This window comes from Streptosporangium sp. NPDC006930 (genome assembly GCF_040635605.1).
Lineage (GTDB): Bacteria > Actinomycetota > Actinomycetes > Streptosporangiales > Streptosporangiaceae > Streptosporangium.
In genome coordinates this window covers 161,617-185,545 of sequence record NZ_JBEYID010000001.1, presented here as the reverse complement: position 1 = coordinate 185,545, position 23,929 = coordinate 161,617, and the positions used below count along the sequence as shown (strand labels likewise).

Annotated in this window: 21 protein-coding genes; 10 read left to right on the top strand and 11 right to left on the bottom strand. The window is 69.8% G+C overall.

The window, feature by feature from the left end; translation table 11 throughout:
* Window positions 1-302: 302 nt before the first annotated feature.
* The gene (gene dapF, locus ABZ664_RS00785; protein WP_362501270.1) at window positions 303-1,109 is read right to left on the bottom strand and encodes a diaminopimelate epimerase; all 807 of its coding nucleotides are present in this window, start codon (window positions 1,107-1,109) and stop codon (window positions 303-305) included.
* Window positions 1,110-1,212: 103 nt separating this feature from the next.
* On the bottom strand, window positions 1,213-2,118 hold the full coding sequence (gene miaA, locus ABZ664_RS00780) for a tRNA (adenosine(37)-N6)-dimethylallyltransferase MiaA (RefSeq protein WP_362501268.1): 906 nt from the start codon (window positions 2,116-2,118) through the stop codon (window positions 1,213-1,215).
* Between the two features lie 73 nt (window positions 2,119-2,191).
* On the opposite strand from miaA, the gene ABZ664_RS00775 reads away from it, so the two are divergent.
* The gene (locus ABZ664_RS00775; protein WP_362501266.1) at window positions 2,192-2,494 is read left to right on the top strand and encodes an antitoxin; all 303 of its coding nucleotides are present in this window, start codon (window positions 2,192-2,194) and stop codon (window positions 2,492-2,494) included.
* Window positions 2,495-2,547: 53 nt separating this feature from the next.
* Here the strand turns inward: ABZ664_RS00775 and ABZ664_RS00770 are convergent, their stop codons facing one another.
* The 4 genes from ABZ664_RS00770 to miaB form a co-directional block, all read right to left on the bottom strand.
* Window positions 2,548-3,075, bottom strand: coding sequence for a methylated-DNA--[protein]-cysteine S-methyltransferase (locus ABZ664_RS00770; protein ID WP_362501264.1), 528 nt, complete (start codon window positions 3,073-3,075; stop codon window positions 2,548-2,550).
* 88 nt (window positions 3,076-3,163) lie between these two features.
* Entirely contained in the window at window positions 3,164-3,832 is a 669-nt protein-coding gene (locus ABZ664_RS00765; RefSeq protein ID WP_362501262.1) for a hypothetical protein, read from the bottom strand.
* Between the two features lie 184 nt (window positions 3,833-4,016).
* A complete protein-coding gene (locus ABZ664_RS00760; protein ID WP_362501260.1) occupies window positions 4,017-4,568 on the bottom strand; it encodes a hypothetical protein in 552 nt (183 codons plus the stop codon).
* A gap of 542 nt (window positions 4,569-5,110) precedes the next feature.
* A complete protein-coding gene (gene miaB, locus ABZ664_RS00755; RefSeq protein WP_362501258.1) occupies window positions 5,111-6,604 on the bottom strand; it encodes a tRNA (N6-isopentenyl adenosine(37)-C2)-methylthiotransferase MiaB in 1,494 nt (497 codons plus the stop codon).
* A 162-nt stretch (window positions 6,605-6,766) separates the two neighbouring features.
* Here miaB and ABZ664_RS00750 point away from each other — a divergent pair, with 162 nt between their 5' ends.
* The 6 genes from ABZ664_RS00750 (at window position 6,767) to ABZ664_RS00725 (ending at window position 12,435) form a co-directional block, all read left to right on the top strand.
* Window positions 6,767-6,940, top strand: coding sequence for a hypothetical protein (locus ABZ664_RS00750; RefSeq protein WP_362501256.1), 174 nt, complete (start codon window positions 6,767-6,769; stop codon window positions 6,938-6,940).
* Between the two features lie 80 nt (window positions 6,941-7,020).
* Complete coding sequence (locus tag ABZ664_RS00745) at window positions 7,021-7,776, top strand: amino acid ABC transporter ATP-binding protein (RefSeq protein WP_362501254.1); 756 nt, start codon at window positions 7,021-7,023, stop codon at window positions 7,774-7,776.
* A 78-nt stretch (window positions 7,777-7,854) separates the two neighbouring features.
* Window positions 7,855-8,652, top strand: a complete 798-nt coding sequence (locus ABZ664_RS00740) for a glutamate ABC transporter substrate-binding protein (protein ID WP_362501252.1) — start codon at window positions 7,855-7,857, stop codon at window positions 8,650-8,652.
* Window positions 8,653-8,712: 60 nt separating this feature from the next.
* A complete protein-coding gene (locus tag ABZ664_RS00735; RefSeq protein ID WP_362501250.1) occupies window positions 8,713-9,381 on the top strand; it encodes an amino acid ABC transporter permease in 669 nt (222 codons plus the stop codon).
* On the top strand, window positions 9,378-10,319 hold the full coding sequence (locus tag ABZ664_RS00730; protein ID WP_362501248.1) for an amino acid ABC transporter permease: 942 nt from the start codon (window positions 9,378-9,380) through the stop codon (window positions 10,317-10,319). The genes ABZ664_RS00735 and ABZ664_RS00730 overlap by 4 nt, the downstream gene beginning before the upstream one ends.
* Window positions 10,320-10,557: 238 nt before the next feature.
* The gene (locus ABZ664_RS00725) at window positions 10,558-12,435 is read left to right on the top strand and encodes a prolyl oligopeptidase family serine peptidase (RefSeq protein ID WP_362501246.1); all 1,878 of its coding nucleotides are present in this window, start codon (window positions 10,558-10,560) and stop codon (window positions 12,433-12,435) included.
* Between the two features lie 83 nt (window positions 12,436-12,518).
* Here the strand turns inward: ABZ664_RS00725 and rny are convergent, their stop codons facing one another.
* The 3 genes from rny to recA all read right to left on the bottom strand — a co-directional run bounded on the left by rny (window position 12,519) and on the right by recA (window position 16,399).
* Complete coding sequence (gene rny, locus ABZ664_RS00720; RefSeq protein WP_362501244.1) at window positions 12,519-14,135, bottom strand: ribonuclease Y; 1,617 nt, start codon at window positions 14,133-14,135, stop codon at window positions 12,519-12,521.
* Between the two features lie 285 nt (window positions 14,136-14,420).
* Window positions 14,421-15,248: a recombination regulator RecX gene (gene recX, locus ABZ664_RS00715; protein ID WP_362501242.1), complete on the bottom strand. Its 828-nt coding sequence runs from the start codon at window positions 15,246-15,248 to the stop codon at window positions 14,421-14,423.
* 14 nt (window positions 15,249-15,262) lie between these two features.
* Window positions 15,263-16,399, bottom strand: coding sequence for a recombinase RecA (recA, locus tag ABZ664_RS00710; protein ID WP_362501240.1), 1,137 nt, complete (start codon window positions 16,397-16,399; stop codon window positions 15,263-15,265).
* A gap of 527 nt (window positions 16,400-16,926) precedes the next feature.
* Here recA and ABZ664_RS00705 point away from each other — a divergent pair.
* The gene (locus tag ABZ664_RS00705) at window positions 16,927-17,202 is read left to right on the top strand and encodes a hypothetical protein (RefSeq protein WP_362501238.1); all 276 of its coding nucleotides are present in this window, start codon (window positions 16,927-16,929) and stop codon (window positions 17,200-17,202) included.
* A 7-nt stretch (window positions 17,203-17,209) separates the two neighbouring features.
* Here ABZ664_RS00705 and ABZ664_RS00700 read toward each other — a convergent pair whose 3' ends face one another.
* Entirely contained in the window at window positions 17,210-17,404 is a 195-nt protein-coding gene (locus ABZ664_RS00700; protein WP_362501236.1) for a DUF3046 domain-containing protein, read from the bottom strand.
* A 184-nt stretch (window positions 17,405-17,588) separates the two neighbouring features.
* Complete coding sequence (locus ABZ664_RS00695) at window positions 17,589-18,077, bottom strand: VOC family protein (RefSeq protein ID WP_350944643.1); 489 nt, start codon at window positions 18,075-18,077, stop codon at window positions 17,589-17,591.
* A 284-nt stretch (window positions 18,078-18,361) separates the two neighbouring features.
* Here ABZ664_RS00695 and ABZ664_RS00690 point away from each other — a divergent pair, with 284 nt between their 5' ends.
* Complete coding sequence (locus tag ABZ664_RS00690; protein ID WP_362501233.1) at window positions 18,362-23,299, top strand: ATP-dependent helicase; 4,938 nt, start codon at window positions 18,362-18,364, stop codon at window positions 23,297-23,299.
* 179 nt (window positions 23,300-23,478) lie between these two features.
* Complete coding sequence (locus tag ABZ664_RS00685; protein ID WP_362501231.1) at window positions 23,479-23,631, top strand: hypothetical protein; 153 nt, start codon at window positions 23,479-23,481, stop codon at window positions 23,629-23,631.
* Window positions 23,632-23,929: the final 298 nt, after the last annotated feature.

Here is a 23,929-nt window from a genome sequence, read left to right as displayed (position 1 = left end):
GATCCCGTGCACCTCCGAGGCCTCACCGTATGGCCCCGCACGTGCGGGTGAGCGTGTCCCCGCCGGACACGAGGCCCACGGCGACGCCACGGGGGTCACGAAAGATTCACCCTCGCGCCCCGGAGCGTGACCTCGGCGGACACGACGCGCCCGCGCGACACCGCGGGCGGCGGAAGCGTCGACGTCATGTGCACCGCTCGGAACGTGACCGGGACACGCACCACTCGGAACGCGACCACACCGGACACGGCCGAGGAAACGTGCCGTTCAGAGCGCGACCACACCGGAGGCGCGCACACCGCTCAGAGCGTGACCACACCGGAGGCGACCAGGACGGCGGGACCCGCCAGATAACTGGTGTGTTCGTCGAGAGTGACGGTGACCGTGCCTCCGAGCACCTCCACCGCCCAGGTGCCGCTGGTCTCACCGGTCAGCCGCGCGGCCGCCACCGCAGAGGCGACGGCGCCGGTGCCGCAGGACCTCGTCTCACCCGAACCGCGCTCGAAGACCCGCATGACGACCCGGCGCGGGCCCACCGGATTGAGCAGCTCGATGTTGACCCCTCCGGGGAACGTCTCGGGGTCGAACGCGGGCTGGTGACTCAGGTCGAGCTGGGCCACCGGGTCGCCGATGACGCAGGCCAGGTGGGGGTTGCCCATGTCGACGTGGAGACCCTCGTACTCGTGGCCCGCGACGGTCGTGCGACTCGACCCCAGCACCCGAGGCGGGCCCATCTCGACGGTCACGTCACCCGTCTCCGCCAGCCGCACCCGCTTGACACCCGCCCTGGTCGCGACACCGAACTCCCCCGGCGCGGCGAGTCCCGCGTCGACCAGGTAGCGGGCGAAGACCCGCACCCCGTTGCCGCACATCTCGGCGACGCCGCCGTCGGCGTTGCGGTAGTCCATGAACCACTCGGCCTCGCCCGCCTGGTCGGACACCTCCGGGCTGAGCTTCGTCCGCGTCACGCGCAGCACGCCGTCCGCACCGATCCCCGCGCGCCGGTCGCACACCGCCGCCACGGTCGTCGCGGACAACTCCAGCTCACCGTCCGGGTCGGGGAGGATGACGAAGTCGTTCTCGGTGCCGTGTCCCTTCACGAATCGCATCTACCAACCCTATCCGGGCACGCTTCCGCCCTCACCACTCCTGCCGGTCGCACGCGCCCCCGCCCGCGCCGTCCCGCCGCATCCCGGCCGGTCCGGGGAGCGGTCAGCCGTGAATCGCGGCGAGCGCGCGCCCCAGAAGGTCAGGCTCCTGCTGGGGCAGCCAGATCACGCGAGGATCGCGGCGGAACCACGACTCCTGACGTCGGACGAACCTCCGCGTCGCCCGTACCGTCTCCTGCTTCGCCTCCTCCTCGGTGCACTCCCCGCCGAGGAAGCGCAGCACCTGCGCGTACCCGAGGGCGCGACTCGCCGTACGGCCTCCGGCGAGCCCGCGCGCGGCCAACTCCCTGACCTCGTCCACCAGCCCGGCCCGCCACATGTGGTCGACCCGCGCCTCGACCCGGGCGTCCAGCGTCGCCCTGGGCACCTCCACCCCCAGCTGGACGCTCTCGTAGACGGCGTCGTACGACGGCATCGTGGCCGAGAACGGCCGCCCGGAGATCTCGATGACCTCCAGGGCGCGGACGATCCTGCGCCCGTTGCCGGGGAGGATGGTCTCGGCGGCCTTCGGGTCGCGCTCGCGGAGCCGCTCGTACAGCGGGCCGGGGCCTCGCAGGTCGAGTTCGGCCTCCAGCCGGGCGCGGACCTCCGGATCGGTACCGGGGAACTCCAGGTCGTCCAGGGCGGCCCGCACGTACAGCCCTGATCCACCCACCAGAATGGGCACGACCTCCTTCGCCCGCAGGTCGTCGATGAGCGGCCGGACCAGCGACTGGTACTCGGCCACGCTCGCGGTCGTGGTCACGTCCCAGATGTCCAGCAGGTGGTGGGGCACTCCCCTGCGCTCCGCCACGGACAGTTTCGCCGTTCCGATGTCCATTCCTTGGTAAAGCTGCATGGAGTCGGTGTTGATCACTTCGCCCCCCAGTTCGAGGGCGAGATCCACGGCCAGGTCGGACTTTCCGGCCGCGGTCGGGCCGACGACGGCGATGACGGGTAGCTGAGGCACGAGGTAAGTCTGCCAACTCCCCGGGTATGGATGAGAGGCGATGTGTCCTCGCATCGGAATTGGGGGATTCACCATGTCGATCCTCGACAAGGTCAAGCACATGCTGGGTGGCGGCGCCAAGACCGAAGAACTCGCCAAAAAGGGCATCGACAAGGCGGAACGGTTCGCCAAGAAGAAGCTGGGGCCGAAGCACGCCCAGCAGGTCGACACCGCCGCGCGGAAGGCCAGGAAGATGGCTGACAAGATCGACGAGCCGGGCCGCACCACGCCGCCGGGTACGACGCCCGCGCCCGGACGCACCACACCTTCCGGGCCTTCCGGGCGGGACGACACCGCGTCCGGTCCCGGCACAACGCCACCGCCCTCAGGGCCCTAGACGAGCCACAGACGATCCGTCGACAATTTACCGTGGCCGACTCCGGTCCCCGGTCAGTCCCAGTCGAGCATCGGCTGCAGGTAGCCCTCCAGGGTCAGCAGCCAGCGCTTCGACTCCACGCCGTCGCCACCGCTGAACCCGCCGAGCCCGTTGCCCGCGACCACCCGATGGCACGGCACGATGACGGGGATCGGGTTGGCTCCCATGATCGACCCGATGGCCCGCGCGGGAACACCCGTCCCGCTGCGGGCCGCCAGCTCCCCGTAGGTCACCGCCTTGCCGTACGGGACCGTCTCGTACAGTGTGCCGAGCACCCTGCGCTGCACCGGCGAGGTCAGCCGCCAGTCCAGCGGCACCCCGAAGACCTTCAGCCTGCCCGCGTAGTAGTCGCCCAGCTCACCGAGCACGGCCGCCGTCACGCCGGGATCGTCCGTCTCCTCCAACCCCAGCCGTTCGAGCAGGCGTGCTCTGAACCGGGACGGATCCTCCCAGCCGACACTCACCACGCCGTCCTCGGTCACGGCGACGGCCATGTCCCCCAGCCGCGTCGGAACGCTCCCGAACGCCACGGTCCCCGCCATCGGCCTCGTCTCCCCTTCGCGAGATCGTCGTCCCCGACGCCCCTGGCGCCGTCCTCGTCCGCCACGGTATAGCCACTTCCCCGCGGGATCACTCCGTCCAGCGGGCGACGAAATAGCCGACGCCGTAGGGCGCGTCGTCGTAGAGGATCTCGCCGCGCATGGCGCCTCGGCACCCGCCGAGAACCTGCAGGGCCGCGCGGCCCGCGACCCACAGCCCGGCGGCCTCGCCGGGGTCGAGCACCGGGATCTCGGCGCGGGCGAGTGCCTCGACGATCGCCCGGTTGTACGGTTTCGCGCGGGGGTCCAGATATCCGGGGGACTTCTCGGTGAGGCAGGCCGAACCGTCGGCCATGACGAGCATCGCCACGCGACCGGCCGTGGCCGCCAGCCGCTCTCCCAGGGTCGCGCACTCCCCGGGAGGCGCGTCGAAGGAGATCGCGTGGATTCCCGAGACGGTCAGGCGCTCCGCGTCGAGGAGCAGGCGTCCGATCGTCAGGGACAGCGGCAGGACAGGCTCCCCCTCGCCGCCTCGGACGTCGACGCCCCAGGGCGCGAGGCTTCCCGCCGCGTCCGCGCCGTACGTCGCGGTTCGGTCGGCGCCTCCCACCACCACGATCTCGTCGGCTCCCGCGCCGCGCAACGCCCCGATCGCGACCGCGCAGGCCGCCCTGAGGTCGTCGAGCTCCGAGGCCGCGGCCCCGGCCAGCTCGGGGACCAGCAGCGGGGGATGCGGGCACACGGCCGCGGCGACAAGCACCTCGCCAGACTAACGGAGCCCCCCCCCGGCGACGGTCTCGCGGTCTCGCGGCGAGGATGGTCGTACGGGATCCGGAAACGCGCCGGGGCGCGGTGCTCCTCGCACCGCGCCCCGGCCGTACCGATCATGTCCGGCTCATCGGTCCTGGGTCATTGACGCGCTCCTCTGCCTGAAGGCCGGGGATTCAGTAACCACCGACGGGCCCCTGGGGATGCACATAGCCGGCAGGGCCGTCGCTCAGATCGCCCTCCTGGGGGCCCTGCGACTTCTGCGGGCTGCTCTGCCGCTGCTTCGACGGCTTGTCCTCCGCGGGCCTCCCGGCGGCCGGCTCGTTCCCGCCCGTTCCGCCGCCCCCGGCGTTCGCGTTGGCGTTGGCGTTGGAGCCCGAGCCACCGCCTCCGGTGGACGTGTCGTCGCCTCCAGAGGCGGCATCCGCGCTCTTCTTCGGTTTCTGCTTCTCGTCCTGCGGCGAGCTCTGGTCCGGCTCGGGCTCCTGGACCGCCTCCTGTGCGCTGTCCGGCACCGCCGGCGGTCGGGGATCGTCGCCCCCGGCGTTCACGAAGGCGAAGACGGCACCTCCGCCCAGGAGGGCGGCGGCGAGCACGGAGAAGACGGCTATGGCCAGGCCGCTTCTCCGTCGGGGCTTACGGGATTTACGTGACTGTCCGGGCTCGTCGGCGGGGCCGACGATGATCTCTGGTTCTCCGGGACCGCCCGAAGATGGAGGGACGTGCATGGGGAAAACTCCCTGCGGTTCTCGGGGGGAAACCTCCACGGCTTCCGCGGGTGCTGAACCACAGTAGCCACAGCAGGGAAATGCTCGCACATCAATCACGGATGAATCACGAAATATCATCTGTTAAGGGGCGGACGGCGACGCCGTGCACGTACCCCCTGGCAGGAGCGTCGGCATCGCCCGAATCACCGCTCCCACCGGGGATTCCGGCGATTCGATCATGGACTCGCACCACCTGGAGAGGCGCCCCGAAAACAATCAGAAGATCTCTCTCGGAGGGAGAGCATTCCGAAAAATCCCGGCCCAGGGAGGGAGCGCGTCACGAGGGTCGCCCCGAGAGGGCACTTCGGGGACACGCCCTGGAAACCCGCCGGGAGGGAGCGCCCTGGGAAAGTTGTCTCCCGAGGCCCCCTCAGGAGGGGCAGGCCTCAGGAGACGGGCCAGGACCTCGGGAGATCCGACCAGGAGACCGGACCGCGCTCAGCAGCTCATGGAGCAGGAGTGAGCACCGGTCCCGGGGGCCCTGCCGGGAGAGCGGACCTTCAGGAGACGGAGCAGCCCGAGGTCTCGGGGAGCGGGGCGGGACGGCCGATCGAGGGCATGCCGAGCATGACCCCGGAACCGGCGCCGGCAGGGGTGCCCTGACGCGCCTGCCAGGCGTCGCCCGCGCGGGTGCGGCGGAGCCTCAGGGCCGGACCGTCGGCGACCAGGTGATGCGGTGCCGCGTACGTGACCTCGGCGCTCACCACGTCACCGGGACGCGGGACCTCCGCGCCGGGGGTGAAGTGCACCAGGCGGTTGTCGGGGGCCCGTCCCGACATGCGGTGGGTCGCCTCGTCCTTGCGGCCCTCGCCCTCGGCGACCAGCACCTCAAGCGTCCGACCGACCTGCTTCTTGTTCTCCGCCCAGGAGATCTCGGTCTGCAGGGCGACGAGCCGCTCGTAGCGCTCCTGCACGACCTCCTTGGGAATCTGGTCGTCCATGGTGGCGGCGGGGGTGCCCGGCCGGATGGAGTACTGGAACGTGAAGGCGTTGGCGAACCGCGACTCGCGCACCACGTCGAGGGTGCCCTGGAAGTCCTCCTCGGTCTCGCCGGGGAAGCCCACGATGATGTCGGTGGAGATCGCCGCGTCGGGCATCGCCGCGCGGACCCGCTCGATGATGCCCAGGTAGCGCTCGGCCCGGTAGGAGCGGCGCATGGCCTTGAGGACCCGGTCGGAGCCCGACTGCAGCGGCATGTGGAGCTGGTGCATCACATTGGGCGTCTCGGCCATGGCCGCGATCACGTCGTCGGTGAAGGCCGCCGGGTGCGGGCTGGTGAAACGGACCCGCTCCAGCCCCTCGATGTCGCCGCAGGCCCGCAGGAGCTTGCCGAAGGCGAGCCGGTCGCCGAACTCCACGCCGTAGGTGTTGACGTTCTGACCAAGAAGGGTGATCTCCAGCACGCCCTGGTCGACCAGGGTGCGCACCTCGTTCAGGACGTCGCCGGGGCGGCGGTCCTTCTCCTTGCCGCGCAGCGCGGGCACGATGCAGAACGTGCAGGTGTTGTTACACCCCACGGAGACCGACACCCACGCGGCGTAGGCGGACTCGCGCTTGGTCGGCAGCGTGCTCGGGAAGGTCTCCAGGGATTCCTTGATCTCGACCTGGGCCTCCCGCTGGACGCGCGCCCGCTCAAGCAGCACCGGCAGCGAGCCGATGTTGTGGGTGCCGAACACCACGTCCACCCAGGGCGCCCTGCGGACGATCTCCCCCTGGTCCTTCTGCGCCAGGCAGCCGCCCACGGCGATCTGCATGCCGGGGTTGCCCACCTTCGAGGGACGCAGGTGGCCAAGATTGCCGTAAAGCTTGTTGTCGGCGTTCTCCCGTACGGCACAGGTGTTGAACACGACCACGTCGGCCGTCTCCCCCTGGGCGGCCGGGACGTATCCCGCGTCTTCCAGGAGGCCCGACAGGCGCTCTGAGTCGTGCACGTTCATCTGGCACCCATAGGTACGGACCTCGTACGTGCGGGCGCTCTCCACGGTGGCAGTCATCTCACGACAAGGGTAGGCGCTCCGCCGAACCTTCAGGTACGCCCTCGACCCACCGAACTCCAGGCGATCGAACAGTCACCCAACGTCAACCTTCTCGCTGAGCCGGGGCTCCAAAGCCGCATGCGAGAACCAGGACTCGACCGACACCTCTGGCGCATCGAGATGAAGTCGTTCCGAGGGCAGCGCTCCGACGAGCTTCCGGTGATCTTCACGTACGCGCTCGACGAGAACGGCGAGTATCAGCTCATCCACCGTGTCGCCGCCGGGACGACCGTGGAACCGACGGAACCCTTCAAGCTCACCCTCGACCCGGCTACCCTGGGCAGGGTCCGATGATCAAGGCGTGAGCAGGACGTGATCTGATCGGTACCGCAGGGTTAGCCCCAGGTGCCCTTTACAGAATTACGTTGTCCAGCATGACGGAGAACGGGGACAAGACTCCTCTGGTCGTGCTTGAAGGTGTCAACAAGCACTTCGGCAGCCTGCACGTCCTTCGGGACATCAATCTGACGATCTCCCGCGGCGAGGTCCTCGTCGTCATCGGCCCCTCAGGCGGCGGCAAGTCGACCCTCTGCCGGACGATCAACCGGCTGGAGGCGATCGACGAGGGGACCATCACCTTCGACGGGCAGCCGCTCGCGGTGGAGGGCAAGACCCTGGCCAAGCTCAGGTCCGAGGTCGGGATGGTGTTCCAGTCCTTCAACCTGTTCGCCCACAAGACGATCCTCGAGAACGTCACCCTTGGGCCGATCAAGGTTCGCGGCGTCGCGAGGGAGGCCGCGGAGCGGCGGGGCATGGAGTTGCTGGAGCGGGTCGGTATCGGCGCCCAGGCGTCGAAGTATCCCGCGCAACTCTCGGGAGGTCAGCAGCAGCGCGTGGCGATCGCCCGCGCCCTGGCCATGGACCCCAAGATGATCCTGTTCGACGAGCCGACCTCGGCACTCGACCCGGAGATGGTCCAGGAGGTGCTCGACGTCATGATCGGTCTTGCCCAGGAGGGGATGACGATGATGGTCGTCACCCACGAGATGGGTTTCGCCCGCCGCGCGGCGAACCGCGTGGTGTTCATGGCCGAGGGCCAGATCGTGGAGGAGAACACCCCCGAGGAGTTCTTCACCAACGCCCGAACCGACCGGGCCAAGGATTTTCTTTCCAAGATTCTCACTCACTGACGGCCTGCTCACCCTGATGTTCCTGATGTCCCTGACGAAAAAGAGGTAGCAAGAATGCGTGTACGTCGTATTGGAGCCGTGGTCATCGCAGCCGCGGCGGCGCTGGCTGGTCTGACCGCGTGCGGCGACGACGGCGGCAGCGGAGGCGACAAGTTCGTCGTGGGAATCAAGGTCGACCAGCCTGGTCTCGGCCAGAAGCAGCCTGACGGCTCCTTCAAGGGTTTCGACGTCGATGTCGCCCGCTATATCGCCAAGGAGCTCGGCTACGCGGACGACAAGATTGAGTTCAAGGAGGCCATCTCGGCCAACCGCGAGTCTTTCATCCAGCAGGGCCAGGTCAACGCCGTGATCGCGACCTACTCGATCACCGACGACCGCAAGAAGAAGGTCGCTTTCGCCGGCCCGTACCTGGTCACCGGCCAGGACATCCTGACCCGGGCGGACGACACCACGATCAACAGCGTCGAGGACCTCAAGAGCAAGAAGGTCTGTGGCGCCCAGGGCTCCTCCTCCCCCGCCCGCCTGGTCGAGAAGTTCGGCGATGAGTGGAAGAGCGGCTTCCTCACCGAGCAGCAGGGCTACGGCGCCTGCCTGCCGCTGCTGGAGAACAAGCAGGTCGACGCGATCTCCACCGACGCGACGATCCTGGCCGGCTTCGCCACCCAGTCTCCCGGCAAGTTCCGCCTCGTCGGCCAGCCCTTCTCCGAGGAGAAGTACGGCATCGGCCTGAAGCTGGAGGACAAGGAGACCCGCGAGAAGGTCAACGCGGCCGTGGAGAAGATGTTCACGGACGGCAGCTGGAAGAAGGCCATCGACGCCAACTTCGGCGAGTTCGGCAAGTTCTTCACCAACCCGCCGACTGTCGAGCGCTACTGATTCGGTCACGCCTCGGCCGGGGCGTACGGACGCCCCGGCCTGTGACCTCTGGAGGGATGAGTGCAGGCACTCTTCGATGAGTTCCCGATCATTCGGGACGCTTTCTGGCTGACGATACGGCTCACCCTCGCCAGCGGGCTGGTGGCGCTCGTGCTCGGGACGATCCTCGCGGGCATGCGGGTCAGCCCGCTGCCGATCCTTCGCGGGATCGCCACGGCGTACGTGAACACCCTGCGGAACACCCCGCTCACCCTGGTGATCGTGTTCTGCGGCCTGGGCCTCGGCCTGGTTCTGGACGTCTCGTTCTCAGAGAGCCTGTCCACCAACTACCTGTGGCTCTCCATCATCGGACTGTCCGCCTACACGGCGGCGTTCGTCTGCGAGGCGATCCGCGCCGGGATCAACACGGTCCCGGTCGGCCAGGCGGAGGCGGCCCGCGCCATCGGGCTCACGTTCGGCCAGAACCTGAGGCTGATCGTGCTGCCCCAGGCGTTCCGCGCGGTGATCGCCCCGCTGGGCAGCATTCTGATCGCGTTGATCAAGAACACCACGATCGCCGCGGCCATCGGGGTGGGTGAGGCGTCCCTGACCATGAAGACGCTGTTCGAGGCGCACGGCGACGCGGTCATCCAGATCTTCGCCGGGTTCGCGCTGGGCTTCCTGATCCTGACCCTGCCGACCGGGCTGCTGTTCGGCTGGCTCGCCAAGCGCCTGGCGGTGGTCCGATGACCGCGGTGACCGCGGAGCGGCCCCCGGCGCGCAAGCGGCGCGCCGAGAGCTCGGAACGCGTCAGTGTCCTGTACGACATTCCCGGCCCCAAGGCCCGGATCCGCAACAACGTTCTCACCGTGCTCGTCGTCCTCGCCGTGCTGTTCGCGGCGTACGTGCTGGTGACCAAGCTCGGCGAGAAGAACCAGCTCAACGCCGAGTTGTGGACGCCGTTCCTGCGTGGCGACGTGTGGATCAACCTGATCCTGCCCGGCCTGGTGAACACGCTCACCGCGGCCGCGGTCGCCGCCCTGATCGCGGTGCCCTTCGGGTTCGTCTTCGGCATCGGCAGGCTCTCCACGAACGCCTGGATCCGTCGCGCCGCCGGTGCGGTCGTCGAGTTCTTCAGGGCGATCCCGCTGCTGATCATGATCTTCGCGGTGATGTTCGGCGGCAGTGCGGTCTTCGGACTCACCGTGACGCCGTTCTGGGCGGTGGTGATCGGCCTCGTCCTCTACAACGGCTCGGTGCTGGCGGAGATCGTACGGGCGGGCATCCTGTCGATCCCACGGGGACAGAGCGAGGCCGCGCTCGCGGTCGGCATGCGTCCTGGCCAGGTGATGCGGATGATCCTGCTGCCGCAGGCGGTCACGGTCATGATGCCGGCGATCGTCGCGCAACTGGTGGTCCTCCTGAAGGACACCGCCCTTGGCTTCATCGTGTCGTTCGAGGACCTGCTGAACGCGGGGGCACGCGTGCTGCCCTCCAACTTCAACAACATCATTCCCGCTGTGATCGTCATCGCGATCATCTACATCATCATCAACGTGATGGTGGGCGCCGTCGCCACCTGGCTGGAGAGACGGAGCCGTCGCAGCAGGAAGACCGCGGCCAAGCCGATCGCCCGGCCCGACTCGCCGACGGCGGTCGAGGGCGGCCCCGGCAACCCCGCACCGTAGGAGCCACGCCGTAGGAGTACGGCAGCCGAAGGGCGGTCACCGGACCCGGTGACCGCCCTTCCGTGTGACGGGCGGGTAAAAACATCCGCAGGCCGATTTATGGCAGAGACCGGGTCAACCGCCCTCACCTCATCATTCCCACTGATCTCACGGCCCGTTCGGTTCACCGACGGCATATCTCCGATGACGCGAGCGTGATACCGGCGACACGCGACGGGTTATCGGGCAGGATTACGCCATGTCCCCCGAGCAGGTCGTCCTGCCGTACGCCACGTGGCCGTCGCCGGTCTCCACCTCCGACGTCGCCCGTTCCGGGCTGCGCCTCGGATACCCGACTGTTCTCGGCGAGGAGGTCTGGTGGACCGAGGACCGTCCCGCCGAGGGCGGACGGACCACCATCATGCACCGCAGCGCCGACGGAGCCCAGCGCGAGCTGCTGAGCGCGCCGTGGAGCGCCAGGACCAGGGTCCACGAGTACGGCGGGCGGTCGTACGCGGTGGTGCCCGGCGAGGGCGTGGTGTTCACCAACTTCGTCGACCAGCGCCTCTACCTACTGTCCGCCGACGGTGAGCCCAGGCCCCTCACTCCGGAGCCCGAGGAGCCGGCCGGCCTGCGCTACGCGGACCTGGTCGTCCACGACGGGCAGATCTGGTGTGTCAGGGAGCGCCACGACGACGGCCGGGTGAGCCGGTCGATCGTGTCCATCCCGTTGTCCGGCGAGGACGCGCCGCGCGAGCGGGTCAGCGGCCACGACTTCTACGCCTTCCCCACCCTCTCCCCCGACGGTGAGCACCTCGCCTTCGTCTGCTGGGACCACCCCCGGATGCCGTGGAACGGCACCGAGTTGTGGGTCTCCCGGCTCGCCGACGGCACCTCCTGGAAGGTCAGGGGCGGCGTCTCCGAGTCGGTGCTCGCCCCGCAGTGGCGTGACGAGCAGAGCCTCTATTTGATCTCCGACTGGTCGGGCTGGTGGAACCTCTACCTGGTCGGGATATACGGCACCGCGCCAAGGGCGCTCTACCCGGCGGAGGAGGAGTTCGCGGGGCCGCTGTGGCAGCTCGGCGCGGTGCCGTACGCACCGATGGCCGACGGTAGCCTCGCGGTCCTGCATGGGCGGGGCAACCTGCGTCTGGGGGTCTTCGACCCGGACAGCGGTGTGCTGAGCGACCTGGACGTGCCCTACGAGGGCTGGGACGCGGTGCTCGCCACCGACGGGCACGCCCTGGTCGGAATCGGGTACGGCCCCGCGCTACCCCGGTCCATCATCCGGGTCGACACCGTGACCGAGCGGGTGGAGGAGCTCCGCAGGGACGTCAACGAGCTGCCCGACGCCGGTTACCTGCCACTCGCCAGGCCCGTGGAGTTCGAGACCCGGTTCGGGCGCGAGGTGCACGCGTTCCTCTACCCTCCGTCCAACCCCGAGGCGCGTGGCGAGGGCCCCGCACCGTACGTCGTGTTCGTGCACGGCGGGCCGACCGGGCACAGTGTTGGCGCACTCGACCTGGAGAAGGCGTTCTTCACCAGCAGGGGCATCGGTGTGCTCGACGTCAACTACGGCGGTTCCACCGGCTACGGCCGCGTCTATCGCGAGCGGCTGCACGGCCAGTGGGGCGTGGTCGACGTCGAAGACTCGATCGCCGCGGCCGAGTGGCTGGCCGCGGAAGGTCTGGGCGACCCGGCGCGGATCGCGATCCGGGGCGGCAGCGCGGGCGGATGGACGGTCATGGCGGCCTGCTGCGCGTCCGACGCGTTCGCCGGGGGTGTCTCCTACTACGGCGTGAGCGGGCTCGCCAACTTCAGCGCGACCACCCACGACTTCGAGTCACGCTACGTCGAGTGGCTGATCGGCCCGGAGGATCCCGCCCTGTACGCCTCACGCGAGCCTGTCGGCCAGGTGGCGGGGGTGAGCTGTCCCATGCTGCTCCTGCAGGGTCTGTCCGACCCGGTGGTCCCTCCGGCGCAGTCTCAGGCCTTCGTCGACGCTCTCACCGAACGCGGCGTCCCCTGCACCTACCTCACGTTCGAGGGCGAGGCCCACGGGTTCCGCCGCGCCGAGACCCGTAGTGCGGCCCTCGCCACCGAGCTCGCCTTCTATCAGCAGATCTTTCACTCCTGACCGGTCGGCGGGGTCAGCGGCTCAACGGGTTTTCAGCGGTTCGGCGGGGGCGACGGTTCGGCGGGGGCGACGGTTCGGCGGGGTCAGCGGGCGAACTCGGTGGCCCGCGATTCGCGGACGACAGTGATGCGGATCTGGCCGGGGTAGGTGAGCTCCTCCTCGACCTGTTTGGCGACATCTCGGGCGATCACCTGGGCCTGGATGTCGTCGACCGCGTCGGGCTTCACCATCACCCTGATCTCCCGCCCCGCCTGCATGGCAAAGACCTTCTCGACGCCCTCGTAGGAGGTGGCGATCTCCTCAAGCCGCTCCAGCCGCTTGACGTAGGCCTCCAGCGACTCGCGGCGGGCTCCGGGGCGGCCGCCGCTGATCGCGTCGGCGGCCTGGGTGAGGACGGCCTCGACCGTCTTGACCTCGACCTCGTTGTGGTGGGCCTCGATGGCGTGGACGACGTCCTCGTGCTCGCCGTAGCGTCTGGCGATCTCGGCGCCGATGAGCGCGTGGCTGCCCTCGACTTCATGGGTGAGCGCCTTGCCGATGTCGTGCAGGAGTGTGCAGCGCTTGAGCAGCGTCGTGTCGAGCCTCAGCTCGGCCGCCATGATCCCGGCGATGTGGGCGGACTCGATGAGGTGACCGAGCACGTTCTGGCCGTAGGAGGTGCGGTAACGGAGCTGACCGAGAAGGGTGACCAGCTCGGGATGCATATCGGTGATGCCGAGCTCCACCAGGGCGTCCTCACCCGCGCGCACGCACAACTCCTGGACCTCCGCCTTGCTACGCTCGTGGGCTTCCTCGATGCGCTGCGGATGGATGCGTCCGTCGAGGACGAGTTTCTCCAGGGTCAGCCGCGCGGTCTCCCTGCGGACCGGGTCGAAGCACGACAGCAACACGGCTTCCGGTGTGTCGTCGATGATCAGGTTGACGCCGGTGGTCGACTCGAAGGCGCGGATGTTGCGGCCCTCACGGCCGATGATGCGCCCCTTCATCTCATCGCCCGGCAGGTGCAGAACGCTCACCACGGACTCGGCGGTCTGCTCGGTGGCCACTCGCTGGACCGCCAATGTGACGATCTTGGTGGCGCGCTTCTCACCCTCCTTGCGGGCCTCGCTCTCGATCTCCCTGATGATCAGCGCGGCCTCGCGCTTGGCCTGGTTCTCGATCTCTCGGACCAACTCGGCCTTGGCCTGGTCGCTGGTGAGTCCGGACACCCGCTCCAGGATGGTCTTACGCTCCTCGGCGACCCGTTCGAGATCCTCACGGCGGTCGGCCAGCTCGGTCTCCGTCTCGGCGAGCTTGCGGGCCCGGTCGGTCTGGCGCCTGGCTTCCTCGTCGAGACGCTGCTCCCGCTCGGCGAGCCGGTTCTCCCTGCGTTCGAGGTCGGACCGGAGCTCCTTGAGCTCGTACTTCAGGATCTTGCCCTCGGCCTCGGCCTCCTTGCGCATCTCCGCCGCCGCCTCGACCGCCGTCTCCGACTTGCGCAGGAGCTCTCCGGCGTCATCTCTGGCTCTCGCCCGAATGTCGGCAGCCTCGCGTCTGGCCTCCTCCAGGTGGGCCTCGGCCTCGGCCTCCTGCTCGGGGGTGGGCCCCTTCTGCACGGGCCCGGCTCCACCGATACGACGCAGCAACACGACCAGCACGGCTGTCATCACGGCGAGAGCCACAACCGTCACTACCAACATGACGACCATGACCGGATCCATGCGCGCCTCACCTTCCTCGCGTCGCAAATATCAGGCACACGAGGGGTCACACGCACGGCACGGAAAGTCCAGGAGGGGCGCTGTCGGGACAGAAGTGAACCCAGAGGGGATCACCTACCGGCTCTTCCCGCCGGTCCTTCGTTCCGTCCTCATCCGCCAAGCCTGTTTGCCCGTACTACACCGCTATGACAATCCGCACTGCGCGGAGTAACTCCTCACTGCTGTTGAGATTAAGCGTCAGAGAGGTAACGAGCAAGCAAAGACCCGCTGTCAAGCTGCTTCGAACTAGTCGAGCGGATAGCCCGAATCATCCGCGAATGATGATGTTTCCGCGCCCTCGTCCTCCAGAACTTCGCGGATGACACGAAACGCCAGGCCGGGACCGTATCCCTTCCGGGCGAGCATGCCGGCCAGCCTGCGAGTCCTGACCGCGGGCTCCAGGCTTCGGGTCGAGGAGAGCTTGCGCCGAACGAGGCGACGGGCGGTTTCCGCCTCCTCCTCGGGATCGAGCTGATCCACCGCCTCCTTCACGGTCTCCTCTTCCACCCCGCGGTGGCGGAGCTCCGAGGCGAGGGCCTTTCTGGCGAGGCCCCGCCCGGCGTGGCGCGAACTCACCCATGCCGCGGCGAACGCCTCGTCGTCAATGAGCCCGACCTCGGAGAAGCGGTCCAGCACGGCGTCCGCCGCCTCCTGGGGCACCTCACGCTTGCGCAGCGCCTCCGCGAGCTGGGCTCGGGTGCGCGGCGCCATGGTCAGCAGCCGCAGACAGATGCCTCGCGCCACCGCCTGCGGGTCGGCCTCGGACTTCCGGCTCTTCCCAGCCCACTCGGCCGATCCGTCGGACCCGTCTGGTCCGTCGGGTTCCTTGGGAAGGAAGCCCGGGGTAGCCCTCTCTGAGCGCCGCCCGCCACGCCGGGAGGCACGTTTCCTCCGGCCTCGGGGTGCGTCGCCCGCGGGTTCCGCGGTCTCCTCGCGGAACCCTTCCTCGGAAGCGGACGAGCCGAAGTCGCGCCCACGCCCCCTCGGTGAGGCCGCCCGAGGTTCGTCGGGCCAGGCACCCCAGTCCCTCGGCCCGGCCTCGTCGGCCGGACCGGAGTCAGGTCCAGTCGTCATCGATCAGCCCGGACTCAGGCGTCACCCGGCTTGGGAGTGGCGGCCTTGGAACCGCGACCGGACGCGGCGGAAGCCGCGGCACCGGACGCACGACCGGACGCGGCGGCCGGGGCCGAAGCCGCAGGGGCGGGCGGCGGGGCGGCCGGGCTGTCAAGGCGCGGGCCGACGCCCAGCTTCTCCTTGATCTTCTTCTCGATCTCGTTCGCCATGTCCGGGTGGCTCTTGAGGAAGTTTCGCGCGTTCTCCTTGCCCTGGCCGAGCTGGTCACCCTCGTAGGTGTACCAGGCGCCGGACTTGCGGACGAAACCGTGCTCGACGCCCATGTCGATCAAGCCACCCTCGCGGGAGATGCCGACGCCGTAGAGGATGTCGAAGTCGGCCACCCGGAAGGGCGGGGCCATCTTGTTCTTGACGACCTTCACCCTGGTGCGGTTGCCGACCGCCTCCGTGCCGTCCTTCAGCGTCTCGATGCGGCGGATGTCGAGACGGACCGAGGCGTAGAACTTCAGCGCCTTTCCACCGGTCGTGGTCTCGGGCGAACCGAACATCACGCCGATCTTCTCGCGGAGCTGGTTGATGAAGATCGCGGTGGTGCCGGTGTTGTTGAGCGCACCGGCGACCTTGCGCAGCGCCTGGGACATCAGGCGGGCCTGGAGACCGACGTGGCTGTCACCCATCTCACCCTCGATCTCGGCCTTGGGCACCAGTGCGGCGACCGAGTCGATGACCAGCAGGTCGACGGCGCCGGACCGGATCAGCATGTCGGCGATCTCCAGCGCCTGCTCACCGGTGTCGGGCTGGGAGACGAGCAGCGCGTCGGTGTCGACGCCCAGCTTCTGGGCGTACTCCGGGTCGAGCGCGTGCTCGGCGTCGATGAACGCGGCGATGCCGCCGCCGCGCTGGGCGTTGGCCACCGCGTGCAGGGCGACCGTGGTCTTGCCCGAGGACTCGGGACCGTAGACCTCGACGATGCGGCCGCGCGGAAAACCGCCGATGCCGAGGGCCACGTCGAGCGCGATGGAGCCGGTGGGAATCACCTCGATGGGAGCCCGGGTCTCGTCGCCCAGGCGCATGATCGAGCCCTTGCCGAACTGACGCTCGATCTGAGCGAGTGCGGTCTCAAGCGCCTTCTCGCGGTCGTTAGCTGCCATGGGAGCCCCCTGAAGGGTCGCGGGTTGGATCGGTTGCCAGAAAGCTACGGGGTGCCGCCGACAATTTCGGGAGGGCACGCCAGGAGTGGTGGCCTGTTCAATATAGCCGAACGACTGTTCGATCGCCGCCCGTTGGCACCACGGGTTGCGGGAGTCGCGAAGCATCGCGGAGGTCACCCGCGCACGACCGGGCACGGACGGACACGAGCGGGCGCGGACGGCGGAGCCGCCTGTGAGGTGTGCGCGACGCCAGGCGCGACAGGCGCCATCGGGCACGAATGGATGCGAAAATACATGAACAGCCGGTAACTGACACAGAACGCCACAAGTTGGCGCAACCAGGCACGGGCGGCGGGGCCGCCGACGAGGCGTGTGGTGCCAGGTGTCGTGGGCACCGGCAGCGGGAGAACCGCCCCGCAGGGCACGGCACCCATCCGAAAGGCGACATTTCCAAGAATTACCTTGAGCCTGTTGTAACCGGGCTGACCTGGGGTGATCCTGAGGGGAAACGACCCGAGGTGCCCAACGTGCCCAACGCGTTCACACAGCAACGCCTAGCCCATCTCGACTCCCTCGCCGCCGAACTGCGACAACGAGGGATGGTGAGCCGCACCCTCGGCGGCGCCGCCCCCGTGCTGTGGGTGTGGCATCCCGACAGTCACCGGCAGACGATCGTCTTCGCCACACCGGTCAAGGACGGCTGGCTGTTTCTGTGGGCACCGGACGGTGAGGAGAGCGCCGACGATCCCGCGCACGCGGCCGAGGTGGTGGAGAGGCTCCTCGTCCCGCTTCCCGAATCCTGACCGGCTCTCAGCGGAGCCTGGGCGAGACGTCGGTCACCCCGCACACGGCGTGCCAGACCTCCTTCGCCCCCACGCCGTCGGCCAGTGCCTGGATCACGGTCCGGCCGCCGAGATCGGCGATGACGTAGTCGTTGGCCCATGAATCGGCGTACTGGTCACCGAAGTGTGACTTCATCCGCTTCCAGAATTCCGACAGGCGCATACCCCAAGTATGGGTCCACTCCGGGGTACGGGAGCCCGTTCCGAGACGCCGCCGAACCGCGAACCACCCGGTCTCCCGGTTTCCCGTCCAGGTCCGACGGGACCGGGACAGGAGACGTACGGGGGAAGGGCCGTCACCGGTGAGAGCGCGGGCGGCCAAGGTCGGGGGTGAGGAGGCGGAGTCGTCAGAGCACGCGGGAGCCGTACATCTCTCCGAGGGGGTCCGCGAGCAGCTCCAGGCGGGCGCCATCGGGGTCGGCGAAGTAGATGGACGCGCCACTCTCGACCTGGTGCGGAACTCCCGCCGCCTCCAGCTTGCCCCGCAAACGCTCCCACGTGGAGGGATCGACGGAGATGGCGATGTGGTGGAGCCCGCCGAGAACCTCTTTGTAGGGGCCGAGGTCCAGGCCGGGGAAGTCGAAGAAGGCGAGGAGGTTGCCGTTGCCGATGTCGAAGAAGAAGTGGTTCGACCCTCGGTAGTCACGGTTCTCGAAGATCTCCGTGAGCGGGAACTCCAGGAGGTCCTGGTAGAACGCGATCGTCGTCTCGACGTCGGAGGAGATCAGCGCGAAGTGGTGCAGCCCCCTCGCGCTGCTCGGCGGACGGTGCTCCCTGAGGTGCTCCGCCTTGATCCGCTCGCGTGTCGCCTCGATGGCCTGATGGTCGATGCTCACCGTTAGCTCACCACTCAATGCGTCGTGTGTTCGTCAAAGTCGTGTCCGTGACGGCAGGGAGCCAACCTATCCCGGACGGCATGTCATGGCCGCAGGGCGTCGGGAACACCCCCGGGGGCGTGATCTCCCTCGCTCCGGCCGCGAGGCCGGTTCGTGTGTCCGCAGGTGACGCGCGGTCTGTCCACTCCCGCCCGCCGGTCGGCGGTGGCGGGTTCTGTCGGTGGGGCCGTGCAGTATGGGCGGTGACCCGGTTGGCCGGCCGGACCGGGAGCTAGGGGGCGGCGATGAGCGAGACAACGGGCGCGGGCGGAGCGCTCGATCACTTCACCCGGATGACCCGAGACTGGTTCACCGGGGCGTTCTCCGCGCCGACCGCCGCGCAGGAGGGGGCATGGGCGGCGATCGCCCGGGGTGACAACACCCTGGTGGTCGCGCCCACCGGCTCCGGCAAGACGCTCGCCGCCTTCCTGTGGTCACTCGACCGGCTCGCCTCCGACCCTCCCCCCGACGCCGAGATCTCCGGTGCGGGTCGGGCGGGCGGTGCGGGCGTGCGGAGCGGGCGGGGGCGTTCTCGCGGGGACGGCGAGCCGGCGAGGCGGTGCCGGGTCCTGTACGTGTCGCCGCTCAAGGCTCTCGCCGTCGACGTCGAGCGCAACCTCCGGGCCCCGCTCGCCGGCCTGAGGCAGACCGCGCGGCGGCTCGGTCTGCCGGTGCCGGAGATCTCGGTGGCGATCCGGTCGGGCGACACCTCCCCCGAGGAGCGGCGCCGGTTCGCGACCAGGCCGTCCGACATCCTGATCACCACCCCCGAGTCGCTGTTCCTGCTGCTCACCAGCCAGGCCCGCGAGGCGTTACGCGACGTGGAGACGGTCGTCGTCGACGAGGTGCACGCGGTGGCGGCCACCAAGCGCGGCGCGCACCTCGCCCTCAGCCTGGAGCGGCTCGACGCCCTCCTGCCCAGGCCCGCCCAGCGGATCGGCCTGTCCGCGACCGTGCGCCCGGTGAGCGAGGTCGCCGCCTTCCTGGGTGGGTCGCGCCCGGCGACAGTGGTCCAGCCGCCCTCCGACAAGGAGATCGCGGTCGAGGTGGTCGTTCCGATCGAGGACATGACAGAGCTCGACACGCCTCCCCCCTCCCCCGCCCCCGACGACGACCGCTGGCTGACGGAGACCCCGGCCAGGCGGTCGATCTGGCCGCATGTGGAGGAGCGGCTGTTCGAGCTGATCGGCGACCACGCTTCCACGATCGTGTTCGCCAACTCCCGGCGGCTCGCGGAGAGACTGTGCACCCGCCTCAACGAGCTGGCGTGGGAGCGACGGGACGACGGCGGGGAGCGGGCGGCGGCGGAGGGCGCGGGAGCGGAGCCGGTGCACTGGGCCGAGGGGTTCCCCGCGCCACCGGCCTCCATCTCCACCCCCGCGGCGATGATGGCGCAGGCAGGTGCGGCCAAGGGGGTCGTCCCGGAGATCGTGAGAGCCCACCACGGTTCGGTGTCGAAGGAGGAGCGCTCCCAGATCGAGGAGGCGCTCAAGTCCGGGCGGCTGCCCGCCGTGGTCGCGACCTCCAGCCTGGAGCTCGGCATCGACATGGGCGCGGTCGACCTGGTGGCGTGTGTCGGGGCACCGCCGAGCGTGGCGAGCGGCCTGCAGCGGATCGGCCGGGCCGGGCACCAGGTGGGAGCCGTCTCGCGCGGCGTGATCTTCCCCAAATACCGGGGGGACCTGGTCCAGACGGCGGTGGTGGCCGAGCGGATGAGGAGCGGGGAGATCGAGGATCTGCGCTACCCGCGCAACCCCCTCGACGTGCTCGCCCAGCAGATCGTCGCGATGACCGCGCTGGACGAGTGGACGGTCGACGAGCTGGAGGAGGTCGTGCGGCGGGCCGCCCCCTACCGGACGCTGCCCAGGAGCGCGCTGGAGGCGACGCTCGACATGCTCGCCGGGCGATACCCGAGCGAGGAGTTCGCCGAGCTGCGGCCGCGCATCGTCTGGGACCGGGTGACCGGTACCCTGCGGGGCCGTCCCGGAGCCCAGCGGCTCGCGGTCACCAACGGCGGCACGATCCCCGACCGGGGGTTGTTCGGCGTGTTCCTGGTCGGTGAGAAGTCCTCCCGGGTGGGCGAGCTGGACGAGGAGATGGTCTACGAGTCGCGGGCCGGGGACGTGTTCGTGCTGGGCGCGACCTCCTGGCGGATCGAGGAGATCACGGCCGATCGGGTGCTGGTCACGCCCGCCCCCGGCCAGCCGGGAAAGCTCCCGTTCTGGCACGGCGACACCGCGGGGCGGCCCGCGGAGCTGGGGAGGGCCATCGGCGCGTTCCTCCGCGAGATGTCGGCGGCGGGTGCGGACACCGAGGTGGGAGGCGGGGGCACCCGGAGCACGGGGGCGGGAGAGGCGAAGGCGGAAGACGGAGCGGCGGAGACGAGAAGCGCCGGAGCGGGAGACACGGGAGGGACGGGGAAGGCCGGAGCGGTAGGCACGGGGGCGGGAGAGAAGAAAGCGAAAGCGGGGGGCGGAAAGACGGGTAAGGCTGAAGCGGGCGACACGGCGCGGGAGGCCGCCCTGGAGAGGATCAGGGCGGCGGGACTGGACGAGTTCGCCGCGGCCAACCTGCTCTCCTACCTGGCCGAGCAGCGGCAGGCGACCGGCTACGTGCCGGACGACAGGACGTTGCTTGTCGAGCGCTTCCACGACGAGCTGGGCGACTGGCGGGTGGTGGTGCACTCCCCGTACGGTGCCCGGGTGCACGCGCCGTGGGCGCTGGCGATCGGGCGACGGCTGCGGGAGCGCTACGGCGTCGACGTGCAGGCCGTGCACTCCGACGACGGGATCGTGCTGCGCGTTCCCGACACGCTCTCCGACCCTCCCTCCGATGTCGCGATCTTCGACGCGGACGAGATCGAGCGGATCGTCACCGAGGAGCTGGGCGGCTCGGCGCTGTTCGCGGCGCGGTTCCGCGAGTGCGCGGGAAGATCCCTGCTGCTGCCGCGCCGCGTGCCGGGCAGGCGGTCACCGCTCTGGCAGCAGCGGCAGCGCGCCTCGCACCTGCTGAGCGTGGCGGGCCGCTACGGGTCGTTCCCGGTGGTGCTGGAGACGATGCGCGAGTGCCTCCAGGATGTGTTCGACGTGCCGGGGCTGGTCCGGCTGATGCGTGACATCGAGGCGCGGCGGGTCCGGCTGGTGGAGGTCGAGACCGGCCAGGCGTCGCCGTTCGCGGCGTCGCTGCTGTTCAACTACATCGGCGCGTTCATGTACGAGGGCGACGCCCCGCTGGCCGAGCGACGCGCCCAGGCGCTCGCGCTCGACACGAGCCTGCTGGCCGAGTTGCTCGGCCAGGCGGACCTGCGCGAGTTGCTCGACCTCGATGTGATCACCGACACCGAGCGGGAGCTGGCCCGGCTGGACAGGCCGCTGCGCGACGCCGAGGACCTGGCCGACCTGCTTCGCTCCCACGGCCCCCTCGTGGCCGAGGACGTCAGCGTGCGCGAGGGCGACCCCGCGTGGCTGACCGCGCTGGAGGGCTCCCGGCGGGCCATCAGGGTGCGGGTGGCGGGGCAGGAGCGGTGGGCGGCGATCGAGGACGCCGCCCGGCTGCGCGACGCGCTCGGCGTGCCGCTGCCCGTGGGGGTGCCGCACGCGTTCCTGGAGCCGGTCGACGACCCGCTGGGCGACCTGCTCGCCCGGCACGCCCGTACGCGCACCCCCTTCCTCGCGAGCACCGCCGCGGCCAGGTTCGGCCTCGGTGTCGCGGTCGTCACCGACGCGCTGCGCCGCCTGGCCGCCTCGGGGCGGGTGGTGAGCGGGGAGTTCAGGCCGGGTGGCCGCGGTGAGGAGTGGTGTGACGCGGGGGTGCTGCGGATGCTACGCCGCCGGTCCCTCGCCAGGCTCCGCAAGGAGGTGGAGCCGGTCTCCTCGGAGACCTTGGCCGCCTTCGCGCCCGCCTGGCACGGCATCAGCGGCTCTCCCCCACAGGGCAGGCCGCCGATCGACGCGCTGGTGGGCGCAATCGAGCAGTTACAGGGTGCGGCGGTGCCCGCGTCGGCGTTGGAGACGCTCATCCTGCCCTCGCGGGTGCCCGGATACGACCCGTCGCTCCTGGACGAGCTGACCGCCTCGGGCGAGGTGGTCTGGGTGGGGCAGGGGTCCCTGCCCGGCGGTGACGGCTGGGTGTCGCTCTACTTCGCCGACACCGCGCCGCTGCTGATGCCCGGTCCCGCCGACATCACCCTGACGCCGGTGCACGAGGCGGTGCTGGAGGTTCTGGGCGGCGGGGGCGCGCTGTTCTTCCGCGAGCTGGGCAGCCGGGTCGGCGCGCTCCTGACCGGTTCCGTCCCGGATGACCGTGCCCTGTCCGCCGCCGTGTGGGATCTGGTGTGGTCGGGCCGGATCACCGGCGACACGCTCGCGCCGCTGCGGGCCGTCCTCGGAACGGGACGTCCCGCGCACCGCCCGGCCCCGACCAGGCGCCGTCGGGCGGTGCTGCCGACGAGGAGCGGCCCGCCCACCGTGAGCGGGCGCTGGTGGGCACTGCCCGCCCTCGCGGAGGACGCCACCCAGCGCGCCCACGCCCAGGCCGAGGTGCTGCTGGAGCGGCACGGCGTGGTGACCAGGGGGGCAGTGACCGCCGAGCGGCTGCCGGGCGGGTTCGCCGCCGTCTACCAGGTGCTTCGCGCCTTCGAGGAGAGCGGCCGATGCCGCAGGGGTTACTTCGTGGAAGGGCTGGGCGGCGCCCAGTTCGCCCTTCCCGGCGCCGTCGACCGGATGCGCTCCACATCCCTCTCCCCCACCCGGCCGGACACGGCGCCGGCGCCCGATCCGTGGAGCACACGGAAGCCGGAGAGGGCGGAGGGAGGCACCCGGCGGGCGGTGGTGCTGGCGGCCGCCGACCCGGCCAATCCGTACGGCGCGGCCCTGCCATGGCCCGCCCGTCCCGGGGAGGTGTCCCACAAGCCGGGCAGGAAGGCCGGGTCCCTGGTGGTGCTCGTCGACGGGCGCCTCGTCCTCTACGTCGAGCGCGGCGGCAAGAGCCTGCTCTCCTTCTCGGGTGACGATCGTCTCCAGCCCGCCGTCGACGCCCTCGCGCTCGCGGTGCGCGACGGCGCCCTGGGCAAGCTCACCGTCGAGCGGGCGGACGGCACCGCCGTCAACGACTCCCCCCTGGGCGCGGCCCTGGAGTCCGCCGGGTTCCACCCGACCCCGAGAGGGCTGCGCCTGCGGGCGTAGTCCGCCGTGACCTGTCGTCCGGTCCCACCCCACGTCGACGCGCGTGTCCCACGACCTGTCATCCGGTCCCGCCCGTGTCGGCGTGTGTGCTCGGCGAGGTGATTGCAGTCGCCCACCACTGGTTCGCAACCGGAGGTTGGGACATTGGCCACGTTGTCAGATCGAAAGGGGAAACAACGATGGCCAAGGCCAAGCCTGAGCTGTCCGCGCTGTCTGAGCTGTCCGGGATCGGCACCGAGCTGGAGGAGAGCCAGCTCGCGCAGGTCAACGGTGGTTACTACTGGGATTTCTACCACTGGGAGGACTTCGCCCCCGGTGGCTGGGCGTACTGACGCCGCGCGTGTAGCCGGACAGACATGAGAGACGGGGCGTGGTCGTCGACCGCGCCCCGTCCGTGTTCTTTCACCCGTTCCTTCCGGCCCCTCCGAAAGAGGGCCGGGGTTCCGCCGCTCAGGACGGGGTCATCGTCTTCCTGATCAGTTTTGGGAGTAAGCCATCCGGCGGACTCCCGGTGGTAGCCGCCGACAGGTGAGCACTCTGTGTTCCCGGACCTTGAGTCCTGATGAAAGGCCGCGCCTCTGCCGGCCGGCCGGGAGAAGTGATCGCTTTCAGCGTGGAGACCCCGCCTTC

Excerpts from the sequence above, each read along its gene's own strand:
- ABZ664_RS00770 (WP_362501264.1), bottom strand. The coding sequence starts at position 3,075 with ATGGCGGGGACCGTGGCGTTCGGGAGCGTTCCGACGCGGCTGGGGGAC.
- recX (WP_362501242.1), bottom strand. The coding sequence starts at position 15,248 with ATGACGACTGGACCTGACTCCGGTCCGGCCGACGAGGCCGGGCCGAGG.
- ABZ664_RS00685 (WP_362501231.1), top strand. The coding sequence starts at position 23,479 with ATGGCCAAGGCCAAGCCTGAGCTGTCCGCGCTGTCTGAGCTGTCCGGG.
- ABZ664_RS00750 (WP_362501256.1), top strand. The coding sequence starts at position 6,767 with ATGAAGTCGTTCCGAGGGCAGCGCTCCGACGAGCTTCCGGTGATCTTC.
- ABZ664_RS00775 (WP_362501266.1), top strand. The coding sequence starts at position 2,192 with ATGTCGATCCTCGACAAGGTCAAGCACATGCTGGGTGGCGGCGCCAAG.
- ABZ664_RS00725 (WP_362501246.1), top strand. The coding sequence starts at position 10,558 with ATGTCCCCCGAGCAGGTCGTCCTGCCGTACGCCACGTGGCCGTCGCCG.
- ABZ664_RS00745 (WP_362501254.1), top strand. The coding sequence starts at position 7,021 with ATGACGGAGAACGGGGACAAGACTCCTCTGGTCGTGCTTGAAGGTGTC.
- ABZ664_RS00760 (WP_362501260.1), bottom strand. The coding sequence starts at position 4,568 with ATGCACGTCCCTCCATCTTCGGGCGGTCCCGGAGAACCAGAGATCATC.
- recA (WP_362501240.1), bottom strand. The coding sequence starts at position 16,399 with ATGGCAGCTAACGACCGCGAGAAGGCGCTTGAGACCGCACTCGCTCAG.
- ABZ664_RS00690 (WP_362501233.1), top strand. The coding sequence starts at position 18,362 with ATGAGCGAGACAACGGGCGCGGGCGGAGCGCTCGATCACTTCACCCGG.
- dapF (WP_362501270.1), bottom strand. The coding sequence starts at position 1,109 with ATGCGATTCGTGAAGGGACACGGCACCGAGAACGACTTCGTCATCCTC.
- rny (WP_362501244.1), bottom strand. The coding sequence starts at position 14,135 with ATGGATCCGGTCATGGTCGTCATGTTGGTAGTGACGGTTGTGGCTCTC.
- ABZ664_RS00700 (WP_362501236.1), bottom strand. The coding sequence starts at position 17,404 with ATGCGCCTGTCGGAATTCTGGAAGCGGATGAAGTCACACTTCGGTGAC.
- ABZ664_RS00730 (WP_362501248.1), top strand. The coding sequence starts at position 9,378 with ATGACCGCGGTGACCGCGGAGCGGCCCCCGGCGCGCAAGCGGCGCGCC.
- miaB (WP_362501258.1), bottom strand. The coding sequence starts at position 6,604 with ATGACTGCCACCGTGGAGAGCGCCCGCACGTACGAGGTCCGTACCTAT.